Source organism: Anaerobacillus sp. ABA4_114, assembly GCF_056159065.1.
The window spans coordinates 445,358-461,202 of record NZ_JBSWUM010000002.1 but is presented as its reverse complement, the minus strand read 5'-3'; the positions used below and the strand labels follow the sequence as shown (position 1 = coordinate 461,202).

20 protein-coding genes are annotated in these 15,845 nt (G+C 35.7%); 7 read left to right on the top strand and 13 right to left on the bottom strand.

Translation table 11 applies throughout. The features are described 5' to 3' along the window. Positions 1–137 precede the first annotated feature (137 nt). The gene (locus ACXAEY_RS24070) at positions 138–992 is read right to left on the bottom strand and encodes a hypothetical protein (protein ID WP_474815919.1); all 855 of its coding nucleotides are present in this window, start codon (positions 990–992) and stop codon (positions 138–140) included. Between the two features lie 219 nt (positions 993–1,211). Between ACXAEY_RS24070 and ACXAEY_RS24065 the strand changes: the two genes are divergently transcribed. The 3 genes from ACXAEY_RS24065 to ACXAEY_RS24055 all read left to right on the top strand — a co-directional run bounded on the left by ACXAEY_RS24065 (position 1,212) and on the right by ACXAEY_RS24055 (position 2,373). Beyond that, positions 1,212–1,721 (top strand): hypothetical protein, encoded by a 510-nt coding sequence (locus ACXAEY_RS24065; protein ID WP_474815918.1) that lies wholly within the window; start codon positions 1,212–1,214, stop codon positions 1,719–1,721. A gap of 52 nt (positions 1,722–1,773) precedes the next feature. Further along, a complete protein-coding gene (locus tag ACXAEY_RS24060; RefSeq protein ID WP_474815916.1) occupies positions 1,774–2,034 on the top strand; it encodes a hypothetical protein in 261 nt (86 codons plus the stop codon). Between the two features lie 78 nt (positions 2,035–2,112). Further along, complete coding sequence (locus ACXAEY_RS24055; protein WP_474815914.1) at positions 2,113–2,373, top strand: helix-turn-helix domain-containing protein; 261 nt, start codon at positions 2,113–2,115, stop codon at positions 2,371–2,373. 68 nt (positions 2,374–2,441) lie between these two features. Here the strand turns inward: ACXAEY_RS24055 and ACXAEY_RS24050 are convergent, their stop codons facing one another. After that, on the bottom strand, positions 2,442–4,175 hold the full coding sequence (locus ACXAEY_RS24050) for a glutamate synthase-related protein (protein ID WP_474815913.1): 1,734 nt from the start codon (positions 4,173–4,175) through the stop codon (positions 2,442–2,444). Between the two features lie 894 nt (positions 4,176–5,069). On the opposite strand from ACXAEY_RS24050, the gene ACXAEY_RS24045 reads away from it, so the two are divergent. Both ACXAEY_RS24045 and ACXAEY_RS24040 read left to right on the top strand, forming a co-directional pair. Next, positions 5,070–6,254 (top strand): replication initiation protein, encoded by a 1,185-nt coding sequence (locus ACXAEY_RS24045; RefSeq protein WP_474815912.1) that lies wholly within the window; start codon positions 5,070–5,072, stop codon positions 6,252–6,254. Between the two features lie 150 nt (positions 6,255–6,404). Beyond that, the gene (locus tag ACXAEY_RS24040) at positions 6,405–6,578 is read left to right on the top strand and encodes a hypothetical protein (protein ID WP_474815910.1); all 174 of its coding nucleotides are present in this window, start codon (positions 6,405–6,407) and stop codon (positions 6,576–6,578) included. 99 nt (positions 6,579–6,677) lie between these two features. Here ACXAEY_RS24040 and ACXAEY_RS24035 read toward each other — a convergent pair whose 3' ends face one another. Continuing rightward, complete coding sequence (locus ACXAEY_RS24035) at positions 6,678–6,962, bottom strand: hypothetical protein (protein ID WP_474815909.1); 285 nt, start codon at positions 6,960–6,962, stop codon at positions 6,678–6,680. Between the two features lie 171 nt (positions 6,963–7,133). On the opposite strand from ACXAEY_RS24035, the gene ACXAEY_RS24030 reads away from it, so the two are divergent. Both ACXAEY_RS24030 and ACXAEY_RS24025 read left to right on the top strand, forming a co-directional pair. After that, on the top strand, positions 7,134–7,295 hold the full coding sequence (locus ACXAEY_RS24030; protein ID WP_474815907.1) for a hypothetical protein: 162 nt from the start codon (positions 7,134–7,136) through the stop codon (positions 7,293–7,295). A 71-nt stretch (positions 7,296–7,366) separates the two neighbouring features. Next, positions 7,367–7,963: a hypothetical protein gene (locus tag ACXAEY_RS24025; RefSeq protein ID WP_474815905.1), complete on the top strand. Its 597-nt coding sequence runs from the start codon at positions 7,367–7,369 to the stop codon at positions 7,961–7,963. A 393-nt stretch (positions 7,964–8,356) separates the two neighbouring features. On the opposite strand, the gene ACXAEY_RS24020 is transcribed toward ACXAEY_RS24025, so the two are convergent. The 10 genes from ACXAEY_RS24020 to ACXAEY_RS23975 all read right to left on the bottom strand — a co-directional run bounded on the left by ACXAEY_RS24020 (position 8,357) and on the right by ACXAEY_RS23975 (position 15,727). After that, positions 8,357–8,710, bottom strand: coding sequence for a hypothetical protein (locus ACXAEY_RS24020; RefSeq protein ID WP_474815903.1), 354 nt, complete (start codon positions 8,708–8,710; stop codon positions 8,357–8,359). A gap of 186 nt (positions 8,711–8,896) precedes the next feature. Further along, a complete protein-coding gene (locus tag ACXAEY_RS24015; RefSeq protein ID WP_474815901.1) occupies positions 8,897–9,475 on the bottom strand; it encodes an AarF/UbiB family protein in 579 nt (192 codons plus the stop codon). Positions 9,476–9,639: 164 nt separating this feature from the next. Next, positions 9,640–10,617 carry a hypothetical protein gene (locus ACXAEY_RS24010; protein ID WP_474815899.1) on the bottom strand — a complete coding sequence of 326 codons (978 nt, stop codon included), beginning with the start codon at positions 10,615–10,617 and terminating at the stop codon, positions 9,640–9,642. A gap of 97 nt (positions 10,618–10,714) precedes the next feature. After that, positions 10,715–10,894 carry a hypothetical protein gene (locus ACXAEY_RS24005; protein ID WP_474815898.1) on the bottom strand — a complete coding sequence of 60 codons (180 nt, stop codon included), beginning with the start codon at positions 10,892–10,894 and terminating at the stop codon, positions 10,715–10,717. A gap of 194 nt (positions 10,895–11,088) precedes the next feature. Beyond that, entirely contained in the window at positions 11,089–12,012 is a 924-nt protein-coding gene (locus ACXAEY_RS24000; RefSeq protein WP_474815896.1) for a hypothetical protein, read from the bottom strand. A 268-nt stretch (positions 12,013–12,280) separates the two neighbouring features. Then, positions 12,281–12,469 carry a hypothetical protein gene (locus tag ACXAEY_RS23995; RefSeq protein ID WP_474815894.1) on the bottom strand — a complete coding sequence of 63 codons (189 nt, stop codon included), beginning with the start codon at positions 12,467–12,469 and terminating at the stop codon, positions 12,281–12,283. Then, positions 12,462–14,210 carry an ATP-binding protein gene (locus tag ACXAEY_RS23990; RefSeq protein ID WP_474815892.1) on the bottom strand — a complete coding sequence of 583 codons (1,749 nt, stop codon included), beginning with the start codon at positions 14,208–14,210 and terminating at the stop codon, positions 12,462–12,464. Before ACXAEY_RS23990 ends, ACXAEY_RS23995 begins: the two co-directional genes overlap by 8 nt. Positions 14,211–14,261: 51 nt before the next feature. Continuing rightward, a complete protein-coding gene (locus ACXAEY_RS23985) occupies positions 14,262–14,456 on the bottom strand; it encodes a hypothetical protein (protein WP_474815891.1) in 195 nt (64 codons plus the stop codon). Positions 14,457–15,315: 859 nt separating this feature from the next. Then, positions 15,316–15,483 (bottom strand): hypothetical protein, encoded by a 168-nt coding sequence (locus ACXAEY_RS23980; protein WP_474815889.1) that lies wholly within the window; start codon positions 15,481–15,483, stop codon positions 15,316–15,318. A 43-nt stretch (positions 15,484–15,526) separates the two neighbouring features. After that, positions 15,527–15,727 (bottom strand): hypothetical protein, encoded by a 201-nt coding sequence (locus ACXAEY_RS23975; RefSeq protein ID WP_474815888.1) that lies wholly within the window; start codon positions 15,725–15,727, stop codon positions 15,527–15,529. Between the last annotated feature and the right edge of the window lie 118 nt (positions 15,728–15,845).

Genomic DNA, 15,845 nt, shown 5'->3' with positions numbered 1-15,845 from the left:
AAAACCTTAAATACATAATGATTTAATGACAAAGAAATTCATGACACTGAACTTAACCATTTATTCGGATTAAGAACAGAATCTATGACGTTTTTTGAGAAAGAAATTTTTGGAATCGTCCTGATCAACTTATTTTACTACCCTATTATGGATGTTCTTATAGAATCGTATGTTGCTTTATACACGCCATAACGGTGATCGCCTTCGATTAAATCCTCACTATACGCAAAGCCAATCCGCTTTAAAATTTTATGACCATCATCGCTTATAGCGACCGCCCCAATCTCTTTAATCGTTCCACCGCTCTTATCAACCGTATCTAACTGTTCAGGAATTGAGAGAATTAGAGGTTTAGAGTACCTTTTACATTCACTTTCAGTTACATCTACAATAATAGAGATTAAATATAGATAGACGTCCCCTTCTGTATCGTAAGGTAATACATGGTTATATAACTCGCCCTCTTCCAACTTTCCAGTCATCACTTGATCATAAACTTCTTTTTCTAAAGGTATGAAGGTAGATATCCCTTTAACACCACTCTCAGTCTTGATTAAGTTATAAACTTTTGGGTTCTTCTTCAAAACGTTAAGCACAAAACTCTTCGAGACGTGCCATTGCTTGGGATAGATTTTGTAATTGAGTTCGAGCATTGAATCTACATCGGACTCCTGTGCAGTAGTGTTATAGATTCCTTCAGGTAGCATAAAATCTAAGTTCTTCTTCCTACAATCAAGCGGATTATTATTTATGTAGGTAACTCTTGCTTGAGAATACCTCTTTTGCAGAATGTTAGGTAACTCAATATAGTAACCTCCTCTGGTAAAGGAAACTACCTTTCTGACACCATCTATCCTTTTAACAAAGAACTTCCCAGGATAACGCTCTATGATAGGCTGGTCTTCTTTATCAATTAAGATATTATCCTTCTTAAATTTTGTCCCAATACTAAACACTACGGTTGTTTCGTTAAGCTCTTCGAAGTTAATCAAGCAACACCCCTCCTTTCGAAGGGATCATACACATAACATTCGGAAAGTGAATTTATCTAACCGTTTTCTTTTGGATGCTGTGTGAAAGTAGTGAAATTTTTTCACTAGTGCTCTAATGGTGACTTATACTCTTTAAAACAAGGAGGATAACTTACAGAACCTTAATAGGAAGTTGTTTAGAGCATTTCATAACCAATTTTAGAAAAGGGATGATAACGAATGGTAATGTACAGCATTTTGCCAAAAGAAGTATTAGAAGAGCGTGTTAAAGGAGCTGCAGTTGATGATGAAAGCATGAACATACCAGTATATAGAGACTTTTATTATTTCTCTCCTCAAGATTTTGCTGAACATGAAATAGGAACACAGTTTGTTATTGCAGTGGATGGAGAAGAGATCATCGGAGTCCTCAAATTCAAACGTTATTCTACAGAAGAACATGAATACGTACCAGAGCAGGATAGAGATGAGGTACACAACTATTTAGTGATCCGCTACATCAATACGCATAAGGATTGGAAAAGAAAAGGTGTAGCCAGAGGATTGTTAAAACGATTCAATGAGTTTTTAGGCTCGTCAGATAGTGTGGTGGATTCACCTGAAACAGGAGAAGGTCGCCAAGCGGGTATGCATAAGCTTAGAAAAGAGACGCTAACCTATGCTACATCGTATGACTGCTTAGAAGATTATCAAGAAGATTTCTATTTAGACCATCCTGAACTTATATAAGTAAAAATACACGGCTTAAACATTACAAAATAAATGATTGGAGAGGATCAGTATGACTGAAGAAAAATATATCGAAGCAATGGAAATCTTCACGATCGAACGAGTACACGAAAGGTTAAAAGAGGATCAGAAAAGCCTAGAAAAACTAAATAACTACAAACAAAAGCCAGATGAAGTAATTCAAAACGGGAGCGGGACAACAATCATTAAACAACCTACTTTTGAGGATTTAGAGCTTAATAGAAATGTACTTAGACAAAACATAAAGTTCTGGAGAGAAATTATTTCTTTCCACCAATCAATCGGCGCATAAGGTCTTTATATCAACTATGAGATTTTACCGAGGTTCGAGTACGTGGTAGAATCATGAAAACTACAGAGGTGATTAGATATGAGGAAATGGGACGAATTAGAATTAGATTCTATACCGCAATCACGGGACAGATACATCAAATTCTATGCCAAGATCATTGAGCGAATCCGCTCCAAAATGCAAGAAGATGGCATAACACAACAAGATCTTGCAGAAAGGACTGGATATTCTCAACCAAACATTAGTCGATTTTTCGAGCTCCACCCTACCCCAACATTAGAAACGGTATTTATTATTGTGGAAGTTTTAGATTTGAAAATAGAGTTGATTAGTAAATAATTTTAGAAAGTAATGAAAAAGACATCCATTTATATTGGATGTCTTCTTAGTTATGAGATTATTGCGCACTAGTTGAATAATTTATCTGCTCTTTTGGTCTCTCCGGTACGGTATTTATAGACTACATGCTCTTTTGTGAATTGAGTGGGTGAATGAAGTCCACAAGCGGCTGCTAGTGTATAAAGACCTTGGCGCATTGTAATAAGGTAATTGGAAGTTCGGAACCTCTTTTCACTCACAACTAACCCTCTCTGTAAGTTCTTTTTGTGTGTAGCTATCCCAACTGGACACGTATTCGAATGACAGGATTGAGCATGAATGCAACCTATACTTGTCATAGCGGCTCTAGCGACATTAATTAAGTCAGCTCCAAGTCCAAGGGCTATTGCCATCTTATCACTCGTAGATAGCATTCCAGACGCTATAATCTTTACCCTGTCACGAACACCATATTTTGATAGCGTTTCATGTGCTATAGCCACAGCACTGTAAACAGGTAATCCTAAAGAATCAGCCATTTCCTGATATGTTGCTCCACTTCCGCCATTTCCACCATCTACGGTAAAAAAATCAGGTCCTTCTCCGGTTAATGCCATGTACTTCGCAATATCTTCCAATGAGTTATCGTTCCCGATTACAATTTTAATTCCTACTGGTCTTTCTGATAAGCGCCTTAATTTACGAATGAATTCGAATAGTGATGGTACATCGTCAAATTCTTTGAACCGATTTGGGGATTCAATCGTTTTACCTACTTCTACACCACGAATTTTGGCTATTTCTGGCGTAACCTTCGAACCTTCTACGTGACCGCCCTTGGTTTTTGCGCCTTGCATAAGCTTAATTTCTATGGCTTTTACCTCAGGTCTTGTAGCGTTATCACGGAATATTTCATCTGAAAAGTTCCCATGCTTATCTCTAGCCCCAAATAAGCCCGAACCTATTTGAAAAATAAGATCCGTTCCTTTTTCATGTAAGTGCCCTTCATCAACCATTTCCATAACTGTATCCATCACTTCTTCGCCAAATTTCTCTATTAATCCGAAGTTAGATAGTAACCTCTCATTTTGAATCGTGTGATAAATCCTGAGCTTACTTTTATCAGTAGGTTTCTCACCAATAGCTGTATACATTTTACTTAAATGGTATGGAGATATACTCCCTTCACCCGTATTCATCCAAGAACCACCAGCTATTGCTACCCCCTGCGCTAAAGAGCGGATCGCAGGATTGGATAGGGCTCCAAAACTCATCCCGCCTATGCCTACTAATCCTTTAACATGAAAGGGATTCAAAGTATTTCCTCCTATAACTACAGCGTTTTCTTTAGTGAGGTACCAAGGCTTAGTAGTAGCGGATTCTCTTTTTTCTTTTCGACTAAATTCGCCTTCTTTGATGATCTTATATTTGAAAGTTTCAATTACTTCCTCGTTATCTACTTCAAGTTCTTCTACGTTTTTAGGAAACATTGTATTGGATAGATAAAACCCAGGCTCATCAAAATCCCTTACAGAACCGAAAGCCTTTATTGTCTTTCCGTACTTTGAAGCTTTAGCGATTGTTTCTGCTGTATCTCGATCAAAAGGTTTACCTTCTTTATCGTTTAAGAAGAAATACTGGCGAAACGGCTTCCCGATAAATTCGAATAAGTAACGAAGTCTACCCATTAATGGATGTGTACGTATAACGGCATGTTGCCTTTGATTACGATCTTTTATGTAGAGGTATACAACAGCCCCTATCACTAATAGTGAAATGAATGCAGTGGGCGTCAATAAAAACAAAATGGTCTTTTCGTACATGTCTGCTCTCCCCTTCGAAATGTAAAGGTATTTCACTAAATAGGTTTCTGGAGATTAGCAGTATTCCTTTATTAGATTCCCGCTCTCAAACTTTTCAATTAATAAAACATAAACCTAACAGATTTGGTGCAAGAACTTGCAGTTGATATCTCAGACCTAACGAAACCTAACATTTTTGGTCATTATATAAACTCCGAAACCAAAAACGTTAGGTTTATAGTAATGAGATTAATATGTCTGTAGAACGACGGATAAATTTTCGAACCAAAAGTGTTAGGTTTAACCACACATTGCTCCTTTAATAGCCGAATTAGAATTAACTGATATGTATTAACACCAAAAGTGTTAGGTTTAGTAGTTGTTTCTTTCTTAATTAAATATAAATCTGTAGGTTTGCACCAAATATGTTAGGTTTGAATAATCAACACCAGATATATGTTGGACATACGATATGTTTGCAAATACACCAAAAATGTTAGGGTATCTAGTAAGTGATACTTGATAGGTCGAACATAGTTTTATAGTTTTAACATATATCGTTATAGATATTTAAAGTTATATTGTTTTAGCTCTTTCGAAACCGGCGCCATTAAAGGGTTTATGAGGAATATCTATAACAAAGTTGGTTTGGAACCTAACAGGGTTGGTTATGAACCTACCATTCTTGGTGGGAACCCTAACATCATTGGTGCGGGATTATAACGTTGTTGGTGTAAGGCATAACATTTAGGGTTTTTTCATAACACTTTTGGTGATAACCCTAACATCTTTGGTTACTCCCGATCCCAAGAATACGTAACTATAACTTAATTTAATAAATGTTATGTTTAGACTTCCCACATATTGCAGTTAATGAGATAATTTCTCTAATAGATGTTGGGAGGCGGAGTAGATTTGACAACGATAAACAAAGGTCGTAGAAAGATAAACGATTTAATCGTCCAATCTAACGACCTAGTGGAAGCATACTACGAGACAGACCTTACCACTAACGAACAGAAGTTAATTCGTTATACAGCAAGTAAGATTAAAATGAATGATACAGAACTCAGCGAATACACTTTCGAGGTTCGTGAGTTTGCTAATGCCTTAGGTGTTAGGAGTGGAAACTATTACTCTCAAATAAAAAAAGCTGCGGACCAACTGTCAAAAAGGCGAATACAAGTGAAATCTAAGCAAAAGATTGGTTGGTTCCCTTGGTTCCAAGGTATCATTTACGATGGGGGATTAGTACATATTCAATTTAATCCTATTGTGAAGGATCTTCTCATACAATTAGAAAAAAGGTTTACGAATTACTCGTTTGGGGTGATTTCTCCTCTTAAAAGCGGTTACTCTATACGCATTTTTGAGCTGTTAAAGCAGTATGAAAAAATTGGTGAGAGAACGATCGAGCTCACAGAATTGCGGAAGATGTTAGGATTAGAAAACAAGTATCCTCAATACCCAAATTTAAAGCAGCGGGTAATTAGACCTGCTCAAACTGAATTAAAAGAAAAGACCAAGCTCAATTTCGAATTCGAAGAAATTAAGCGTGGTAGACGCGTATTTGCTCTAAAATTTATCATAAATAGTAAATACGGTAATGAGCAATTAAGCTTGTTTAACGAACAAAACGAAGATGGATCCGTTAATGGAAGCTCTTTCGTTAAATCTGTTAAAACGTTACTCAATCAAAGGGATATAACCGTTAAAGAAGTCGATATTCAGAAATGGGAAGAATACGGATTCGACGCTGTTGCTGATGTAATTGAAGAGATTGAATCAAGAAAAAACATAAATAATTACTACAACTATATAACCAAGATACTAAGCGAAAAGAGCAAGGAATCTACCACTTCTCTAACTCCAAATAACAATGACCTTTCAGACGAGTTGATTTGTAGAGAGTTTTTTTCCACTAAAAAAAATGAGATTGGTCCTCTACCAGAGTTTATAATAAAAGAAAGTTTCATTCAGTTTCATCGAAAATTTGTTGATAGTACAGAAGACGAAGCGACCGATTTTTGGGGACGAAATTCAGAATTAATTGTTCAAAAGGTGAAAATGCTTGTAGCCAATAATAGAAAAAGAGCCTAAATATAAAATTGAGGCTCTTTCTTTTATAACATTTTTGGTGTATAACCTACCATCTACAAATTAATACACCAATAATGTTATAGTTCATCTACAACTCCTTGTGAAAACTAGTAACGCAAGAGATGTGAAGTAGCAAAGGGAGGAATGAATATGTCATTAGGAGAAAAGCCAAATCCTACAGGGTGGGAATCAATCGATACATTGCTATTGGAAACGTATCATGTATTTAATGAATATGAAGCGGTTAGGAAAGAAGCCGAGAAAATACAGTCCTCTGAACAACCTAAGAGTCCATCTGAAATTGATAAAATGCTAAGATGGTAATGACTTAACCCTTAAATCGGTTAGAGGTAATTACTGATTTTAGCTATTTAAAAAACACGAAACGAATAGCTCCGTGTTATAAAGTGTATTATCTAAGCTTTAGAGTGCACTCGCATTAGTAGTGTCGCTAAAATCCAATTTAATAAATGTAACTGAACTATTCTCTGCAATGATCTCTTTGGCACGCTTCTCTGCCTGACCAAAACTACTAAAGTGCCCCTCTTCGATATCCTCACAAGATTCTTGTTCCCGCTCATCCCAAATTCGGATGTCGAACGTCCCATCATCTTCTTTCACAATGCTTATGCTAAAAACATCCCCTTTTTCATTTTTCAACGTCTCTTCTAACATGCTATGGAATTCTACATACGACAAAGCTCTCAACATTTACTCCCCCTTAATTTTTTTTGATATGAATGTATACAATATATTCTAATTGACTAAGTTAATTTGTGTGAGAAAATGCGAAACAATCAACAATAGCCCTCACCATCCCTAGCTTGCTATAATAGGAATTGGAAGTTACCTTTTAGTATGAAAGGGAGGACTTTTTTTATGGAAGGTAAAAAGAGGTTTGTTTTCACTCAAGAGCAGGCGGAACGATTTGAGTTCCTTAGGAGAAAACTACAAGATTCGATTACTGCAAAAGAAATAGATACCTATTATGGGGGAATCACAGAACTCTTAGAGGGAGCAGAACATGAGGAGCAACAGTAAATCATATAAACACTTCTGCAAACAAAAATGCGTACACACCTTAATCTCTACAAACTTAGGAGGAGTAATAGATGAATGAAAAGATCCATGAATTTTGGGATTGGTTTCTGAAAAACAAAGATAAATATTATGAATTAAATATGGATAACGCAGATATGCTAATCAGTAAAATAGGAAATCGAATTAGAAGAGTAGATAATCGGCTCAGTGCGGTCTTCAGTGGTAACATTGATGAGAACGGAATAAGAGAAATTGTTATAACAGCTGAAGGTCTAAAAAAAGCGTTTCCGATTGTATTCGACATCGTATCTGCTGCGCCTGAGATGGAACGTTGGAAAGTCATCGCTCTGAAACCGCGAACTTCCACTCCTGGTTTAGTAAGCGACTTCCGAATTTCTTCTGGAGGGAAGAATATAAGCGCAAGCGAAGTTTATTTTGAATATGATCAAACATTGGAGAATAAACTTGATGTGAATTTTTATTACAACCTTCCTGAAGTGACAGAAAAGGTAATGGAGAACACGTTTCATATAATGGACTACCTAATCGGAGAATACAATGTTGCAACGAAGATCGGTAATATAGAATTTAACACGATGAATCGAAAGCCTCCATATGCAGTTCCATTAACAGAGCTTCCAAGGTTTGTAGATGCTTTACCGGTTTAATCTAAACCTTTCGAGACCAATTTCAAAGGAGGACCATCAAAAAAACATATTAAAAAGCTTGAGGAGAATATCCTCAAGCTTTTTGGTTTTCATCTGACTCGATGGCATTATTTCCATCTAACTCTTTTCGAAGAAGTAAATACGATTTAATTAATTGTTCCACTAGCTCCTTTTGATGAGCGGTAAAATATGAAAGCTCGCCTATCAATGAATTCATTTTAATATTATCGATTTAGACCACAACCTTTAAATGATTATTGTTTCCTATAATGACATTTCAAAGGAAAGTGACTAATCCTTATTCTTAATCTTAGTATTCCTACAACAATGAACTCCAGCTTACAAACATGGAACCTAATTTGGAAGCCCTCTTTCAGATTGCTGCCATTTACCCTATATCTTAACTTTTATCTTTTTGTTTAACGTATGCTTATCTTCATAAGAGTGATATTTATATATCCACCTATCTTTTGTAGTAATAGTAAAGTGTAGGATGGTTTCTTCTGACGACCCTTTGCTTTCTACTATGAATAGAAAGCCGTTATGTTCCAGGTGGTACTTGGAAAACGTTAACCCAAGTAACGTCGTCGATTCTTTTTTCGTCCTTGAGTGATTCATAACGGTATGACCTACTGATTCAGCGGTATTTCTCGATATGGTATCTAATAGCCGCTCCTTCACAGAACCTGTAATGGAAGCGGTTAGTTCTTTCATAGTGCTTATAAAAGATGATAAATCAAATTTCATTGTACCCCCTCTTTTCTTTATTTTTCTTACCATCTACGTTTATACAGTTCGATTTTTTTCATGGATTCTTTCATCTTATTTGTAAAAAAGTAATCTAGAGAATGATTGAGGCTAACTCTTCAGGGATTAAATAAAAAAACCGACACGATGATGTCGGTTTGTACAGCCTTTACATTTCTTTTTTAGTTATGCAGCTTTCTTTGAACGTACATTGTTTGTAAGTGCATTGTAAGCTCTACACTCGATTTTATAGCACTCTACAGCAGTTACTTTATGAGGACCGTCGTACATGTAGAAACGTCCGAGATCCACAATTTTTAAGCGATCTTCTTTTTTACAATGAATGACGTTCAGTAAATGGACATCAGCTGGGAATACACCTCGCTCCAGGAGCTTTTCTATACCGTTTAAGAGGTCTCTTTTTAAATAATCAGGAAGGAATCTCATCTCTTCAATACGGTTAACTCCCTTATCAGCAAGAACCTTTCCATGGATAAACTCCATAACCATATACTCACCGTACTCATAAAAATATAATTTTGGAATGTTTGGAAATGCATCTCCTGCAGCTTCAAAGATATCTGGATCGATACAACTTGTGTTCTCACCTTCTTTGAAAATTTTTATGGCATACTGTTTGTATCGGTATACCTCAGCATCATGACCTTCTCCGATAAAGTCGAATAATTCACGGTTCTTCCAATTGACCACAAATTCTTCAATGATATGAACATCTTCTTTTGGTACCTTGTTAACCATCTTCATAAAGCATTACTCCATTCGTTTTTTCAAATCATAAAACGGAATATTTTTTTGTGGAAAAAATAATATATGAGATTTATTGGATGCCCGTCGAAATAACCTTTTAGGACCAAAAAAGGACCACCAATTGGAGGTCCCTGATTAGTTAAATTTCACTGGTTAAATATTTATACTACTTGTTTTGGCAACATCATATCCCTTAACAAATTGTCAATATTATCAATCTGGTGATAAGGTATTCTAATCAGGCTAATGTCGTTTTTTTTGCAATATTCGTCCTTAATTGCGTCTCTTGTCTTACCTTCTTCAAATTTTTTTAATCGTACTTCCTCGTCTTTAATATATCTAAACGGTTCAAAGTGCTGTTGTCCGTCCACTTCAATAAGACCTATAAGTGAATCTCCAGCTAAAATCGCAAAATCAAACTTAAGCTGTTTTCTATAAACGCAGTCTTCAAAGCTATATTCTTTTAAATAATTAACACTATGAACATTAAGATATCGCTCAACCTCATAAGCCCATTTAGAGTTCTTATTGTCAAAGCATTCTGGGCACCTTCTCCTATGGTTGAGGAAGTGATCTGGGTCAACTTTATACGTATTCCCACAGGTTTTATGAGTTACAGTAAGTTTGTGCTTGCTATGTACGTATTTATCGTGGAAGACATACTCAGCACCTGTCAACTCTTTTACTCTTAACAAAAAGGTCTCTTTTTTAATCGCATTCCTTTCATCATTTAGATTTGCAATTCTACCTAGTTGGCAGTCGGCGCATACTTTCTTTTCCCCTCTTTTTTTATTACTTAATTGGTCGAATGTTGTTTGGTAAATTTCTCCGCATTCACATTGTAGAATCAATTTATCTTTACAAGTTACATATTCCGTAGAAAGTAATTTACTTGTACTGTTTTCTTCGACCCATTTTTTAACTGTTTCAATTGTGTGTTTCCTGGGCTCCTGCGAGGCGGAATAAGAACATTGATTACACGCTTTCTTCCCTTGTCTAATGATTCTCCAGTAGGTTTCAAACATCTCACCACATTCACAAGCTACAGTAAAATACTTTCCGTTATATTCATCGCTGATTAAGGTTAGTTTTGACCCTTTTAAATGTTGGCTTATTTCTTCTAGTGGCTTCTTTTTCATAAGTTTCTCCATTCAACAATTTTTATTATTCCAGAACAATCACTTCATATGTTTAGGACGTGGAAATTCTAATTATAGTCGGAAAATAGATTTACTGTTAGTCGTTCTTATCCTTTATGAAAAGAACTTTCATACCCTTAACTAAGAATATGATGCATAAGAGCAAGATAAACAGTACAAGATACACATTTCCTTCTTGTTCAGAGAGGTATAATAATAACCCTCCAAGAACAAAAAGAATTAACCCATAATAAAATAAGCTTTTCGTCTTTTTCATCGCAGCCTCCAAATGTTATTTTTCAGATTATATCACTAAAAGATAAAATTAAAAGAAGCTAATATAATAGGTGCTTTTTCTTTTACTATTTCCGCAAAAGAAAAGAAACCAAGAATATTGGTTTCCTTAAGGAGCATGGACTATTGTGTGTTTAAGATCAATAACTATTAATTAATCCGAACTATTGTCTATACTTACTTTTGCTTCAGCAAAGTGCGTTTCTTTACATAATCCCATGCCATCACTTTTTCATCCGTATTGCTGTCATCACCTCTGGGAGATCTAAAAACTAGTTTATCTTTCGCACCTTTGTAATTTTGACCAGGTACAAGTTTGTATGGGAGGTCGTTCTTTGCGCAGAATAAATCAATGTTTTCTAATGTGTATGGGTTACTAATATGGAAGGGGCTAGCTTTCTTACCCGCTTTTAAGTTATCGACCGTAAGAGACACCTTATATCCTTCTTCATCAACAGCTAATACACCTTTAGCAGTCCCATTGTATTCTTGATCCGGGATTACCTTACAACCATTTCCTAAACTATCACATAGCTTCTGAATATTATCTATAGCGTAGGGGTTACTTATATGGAATGGGTTGGGACGCTTTCCGTCAATCACATCATGTATTCTAAACGTTACCCTATACCCTTCTTCCGTTGTTCCTTCATATAGATATCTAGCTCCGCGATATTCTTGGTCTCTTGAAACTTTCACTCCAAGACCTAAACATATTGTCTGAATGTTATCTAATGCATACGGATTTTGATTATGAAAAGGGCTTGGGATAGAGCCTCGAAGTAGACTTGATATATGGATGACAACTTTAAGCCCATCTTTATATCCAATGACAGAAGAATGTATCTTTCCCTCATATTGCGCATCCTTTGGTACCTCTATTCCGTTTCTAGCTGCAATCTTTCTTATGTTGACCATGGCAAATGGGTTCCCGCGAACACAGTGAGGTTTATTCCCTTTCTCTAATGCGGAGAGGTTTGTAAGAAAAAACAAGCCTGAATCATTTTTGCAATTGACCATTGAATTTTCATTTTCGTATTCATCCAGGTCTAATGGAGTGTAACCAGCCCTCTTGAACCGCTCTTCAATAAGTTCAGACATCCTTTTGCCTCCTTCGATAGAAGATCGAATAGTTCTTAGATACCAGTATTCCCAAACATTATTATTCTATATATCTATTTTAATTGAAAATTATGAAAGTATAAATCTGTTTTTGTTCACGGATAAGGATGGTCATGATGGCACCAGCTACTTCTTCAACCTTGAACAGTGCGGTTACTAAACATATAAAAGACACATCTAATACATATACTAAGTATGTGTATTAGATGTGTCGAGGACATACTTATTTTATTTAACTTGTTTTGCTTTAAGGAGACCGATGTTGCGCCCTAGCCTCCCCTACTGCTACTAAACCCTTTAACCTTCTCATATATATCTTCGCTTCAGGAAGCGTCCTAGAACGCTGCAACTTCTTAATATAGTCCAGGTATTCTGCTTTTTCTTTCTTTGTAAGTAAGATTGTATTTGTTTCAATTACATCATTTAAATTAGGCAACGACTTCACTCCCCACTTCCTTTATATTCAACCTTTTATCAATGCGTTTTTGGGCTTCATCGAGTTGCTGATACAATGTCCTCTCTTTTTCAGGGAGTGTCACTAAATCCTTTTTATATTTAGGTACGTTAAGTTCTTCCCACGTTTTTAATTGGATATTTATAGTATACTTCATATCACCTTTTATTACAGTCTGTCCGTTCTTTAGTTCAGCTAATGCTTTTACTGAGGGTGGGTGTTCTTCTGCTACAAGAACAACTTCTCTAACCTTCATACCATTATAAGTCCAAATATCTAAATACCTTTGTAGTTGATAAATATCTTTGTCCTTAGATTTTTTTGCTTTCCCCTCTATCAATACAAATATATTATCTATCTTCTCCCTCACTGCAATATCGACAATACTTTCAATTGGTACTATTTCGTCATCAACAGTCATTTCGGCGCTAACGTTCTTTTGAGGTAGAACCGTTTCTTCATCTGAAGCTTCAAGAATGCTACATAATTCCACTTCTTTTTGAGCTTCTGTTGCTAATGGATCTGCTCTCTTAAGTGGAGAAGGGACGAGGGTCTTGATTTCCTCTACGATTTTCTTTTGCCTTTCATCATCCCAATTTAGAGCAGTTTTTGAGGTGTTTAGAGACGGGTACTCTCCATTTGATGAAACGACATTTACAATAACTGCGAACCCGTTGTACTCAGCTCGATCGTTATTAATCGTTCCCCACACGTAACTTAACTCCCCAAAGTGAACAACTTTACCGTTATGTTTGGTGATCACACCGCTCATTTTAGAGGTTTGATTATACACCAACATATTTTTATGGTGTGGGAAGTAAACGACTTCAATTGAAAGTGATAACTCAGGAAAACCCTTTACGGTCTTGTTATGGATTGAATCAACTATCACTTTATGGAATTGAATCTTTTCTAATTTCTTTTCATCTCTGTACTGTCCATCGAAGAAATCGTATGATGTAATGATTTCAAGCCCGTCATCAAATAAATCTCCATAATAAAAAGCGAGCATTTCTTCCATAAATCGAAAAGTCTTTAATAGATTTGTACCATTTGAAGAAAAAGTCGTTCTTCTATAATCATATAGAACCTTAATGAATGTTTCATCTGGGACAACGAGTTGAATTGCGTAGCGGGAATCGCCATGCACCCACTCTTCCTCTTCGGTGCTTATCTTTTCCACTGGTACTTCTGTCGAAGAAGAAGGTTTTGTGACCCTTGTAAAATAACCGTTTCTCATTTCTTCATCAGTTGTGACATCAATACGATAATCAATAGCTTTTGCCAATGGCTCTTTGGAACCTACTCCGTGTTCGTTGTACATGTTTTTACCATTTACTTGCGATGCCTTTCCAATCATTTGAGTAAGTGGTACTAACTCATAAGGTATGCCTACGCCTGTATCTGTTATCGTTATAATTGTTGTCCCGCTCTCACCTGATGATACGTCAAGCTTAATCCTCTTAGGTCCATCCGACTTTCCCAGGACCGACTGAACGCTATTATCTATTAACTCCTTAATAGCAGATAAGAAGCTGTTTTGATCACGATCTTTTAAGATGTTTTGTAAATCCTGATATGGATGAATAAGAGTTTGTGCTGACAACTCCTTGATGATCTTGCCATGAAGAGGAGAGTATTCTTTCTCTGTGTACAACTTCCATTCTTTTGGCTCTAATTGCTCATATGGTTCTACAATCAACCACTTAATAGGTTTATTCATTTCATCGTCCCCTTTTATATTTGTTTATTATATTTCCGTTGCTAAGAAGCATTATCTTTCTCTCATAACCCTTCTAGAGCTTACATTCCAATGAGACTTTACTTTTTCATCTTCATTAGTAAGGTGTTGAATGATAGTCCCCATCTCAGTGTTGTACATATGCTTTGGCATAAGAACATCACTACTACTATTGATACTTAGATGTGATGATAGTTTTACTAGTACCCATTCAGTAACTTTATTCATTTCTAACTCCTTTCGATGAGTGAATGTTGGTTAATTTCAAATACGAACATTCGCTTTGTAAATGTATTAAAGCACCATTCCAAATAACTTGTAAACCCCGCTCGATTCGACTAATAAGACAATGATTGCGAACATGTTTTCCCTATGGTAAAGTAATCAGTTATCCTTTATAAACGTTGATAAATAAACAAAAACAACAAAAGTTAAACTCTCAATTATCAAAAAAAGTAGAGTTCGATACAGGATGGTAGCTTGCTGATGAACGATTTTTATAATTATTATAAAAGTGTTCGTTTTTTGGTATTTAGAATTTGTTTTTGATAATTTCTTGAATTACTTACATGTCAGAGCTAATTATCAAAAAAAAGTTGAATTATCATAAGAAAAAGAATGTCTTTTTGCTCGATAAATGATCACATTAAGCATGTTTTATATGTAGATATTTGTCGAAAGAAATTTTTTTATTTCCTTTCTACTCTCTATTAAATTACTGGTTTTGGAGAAATGCTGAGAGATTCTATTGAGCATTAGTGGATGGTAAAGTCCATCAAACGGACATTGCTAATGAAATGGACATGACGAGACGATCAGATTACATTGGTGTGTAAGATAATAGTAGGTATTAAAGAGAGAATGAGGTAGTATCTTTCAAACCAACCAAAATAGGAACCTACTCATGTAGGTCCCTATTGTATAAATTCATATATTTTTTTAGTTATAAGAATGTACCCTTTCAATATTCAAATAGATAGCGTTTTAAAAACGTGGTATTATATGGTTAGGGTTGGAGATAGGGAGTGCTAGTCCCTGAATCTTCGAATTTGCGTTTGCGCCTGCGCTTCTTGCGTTGGCGTATTTTTTATATCCAAAAAAAGCCTATGATAAATACTATAGCGACAAGTGTATAACAAATTGTGTCGATTATCTCTTTTTTATTTTCAGCCTCTGTATTCGCTGACTCTAATGACTCTATTTTTTCCTCAAGTTTAGAAATCCGCTCTTCTTGAGAAAGACCACTTTGATCCATCGAATCCCCTCCTTTTCTTTGTGAACGTACTATATCCGACCCTCTAACCCTTTTCTTTATTATATTTGATATTATTAAACACTCCATAAATTCCAACAGCAAAGAAGAAAATGCTCAGGCATATAAATACTACACCGATGTTATGCATTCCATCAAAGATGTTTGAGCTGCCTATCAGCGCCATCGAAAGCGAACTAATAAACATAGAAAAAATAATCAAGACTTGGATTTTATGCTCCCCCATTCTTAACCCCCTTCCCCCATACCAAAGTATTTAGGTACTAATGAAACCAAATTTATATAATGATAGGTGATAGATTGTGTTTGAGCATAGAACTCCCTATAAACTCATTTACCAAACA

What these genes read in the sequence shown, in the direction of transcription:
- ACXAEY_RS23985 (WP_474815891.1), bottom strand. Translation starts at nt 14,456, where the DNA reads ATGAATAAAGTTACTGAATGGGTACTAGTAAAACTATCATCACATCTA.
- ACXAEY_RS24040 (WP_474815910.1), top strand. Translation starts at nt 6,405, where the DNA reads ATGTCATTAGGAGAAAAGCCAAATCCTACAGGGTGGGAATCAATCGAT.
- ACXAEY_RS24060 (WP_474815916.1), top strand. Translation starts at nt 1,774, where the DNA reads ATGACTGAAGAAAAATATATCGAAGCAATGGAAATCTTCACGATCGAA.
- ACXAEY_RS24000 (WP_474815896.1), bottom strand. Translation starts at nt 12,012, where the DNA reads ATGTCTGAACTTATTGAAGAGCGGTTCAAGAGGGCTGGTTACACTCCA.
- ACXAEY_RS24030 (WP_474815907.1), top strand. Translation starts at nt 7,134, where the DNA reads ATGGAAGGTAAAAAGAGGTTTGTTTTCACTCAAGAGCAGGCGGAACGA.
- ACXAEY_RS23975 (WP_474815888.1), bottom strand. Translation starts at nt 15,727, where the DNA reads ATGGGGGAGCATAAAATCCAAGTCTTGATTATTTTTTCTATGTTTATT.
- ACXAEY_RS23990 (WP_474815892.1), bottom strand. Translation starts at nt 14,210, where the DNA reads ATGAATAAACCTATTAAGTGGTTGATTGTAGAACCATATGAGCAATTA.
- ACXAEY_RS24055 (WP_474815914.1), top strand. Translation starts at nt 2,113, where the DNA reads ATGAGGAAATGGGACGAATTAGAATTAGATTCTATACCGCAATCACGG.
- ACXAEY_RS23980 (WP_474815889.1), bottom strand. Translation starts at nt 15,483, where the DNA reads ATGGATCAAAGTGGTCTTTCTCAAGAAGAGCGGATTTCTAAACTTGAG.
- ACXAEY_RS24015 (WP_474815901.1), bottom strand. Translation starts at nt 9,475, where the DNA reads ATGAAGATGGTTAACAAGGTACCAAAAGAAGATGTTCATATCATTGAA.
- ACXAEY_RS24020 (WP_474815903.1), bottom strand. Translation starts at nt 8,710, where the DNA reads ATGAAATTTGATTTATCATCTTTTATAAGCACTATGAAAGAACTAACC.
- ACXAEY_RS24050 (WP_474815913.1), bottom strand. Translation starts at nt 4,175, where the DNA reads ATGTACGAAAAGACCATTTTGTTTTTATTGACGCCCACTGCATTCATT.
- ACXAEY_RS24065 (WP_474815918.1), top strand. Translation starts at nt 1,212, where the DNA reads ATGGTAATGTACAGCATTTTGCCAAAAGAAGTATTAGAAGAGCGTGTT.
- ACXAEY_RS24005 (WP_474815898.1), bottom strand. Translation starts at nt 10,894, where the DNA reads ATGAAAAAGACGAAAAGCTTATTTTATTATGGGTTAATTCTTTTTGTT.
- ACXAEY_RS24010 (WP_474815899.1), bottom strand. Translation starts at nt 10,617, where the DNA reads ATGAAAAAGAAGCCACTAGAAGAAATAAGCCAACATTTAAAAGGGTCA.
- ACXAEY_RS24025 (WP_474815905.1), top strand. Translation starts at nt 7,367, where the DNA reads ATGAATGAAAAGATCCATGAATTTTGGGATTGGTTTCTGAAAAACAAA.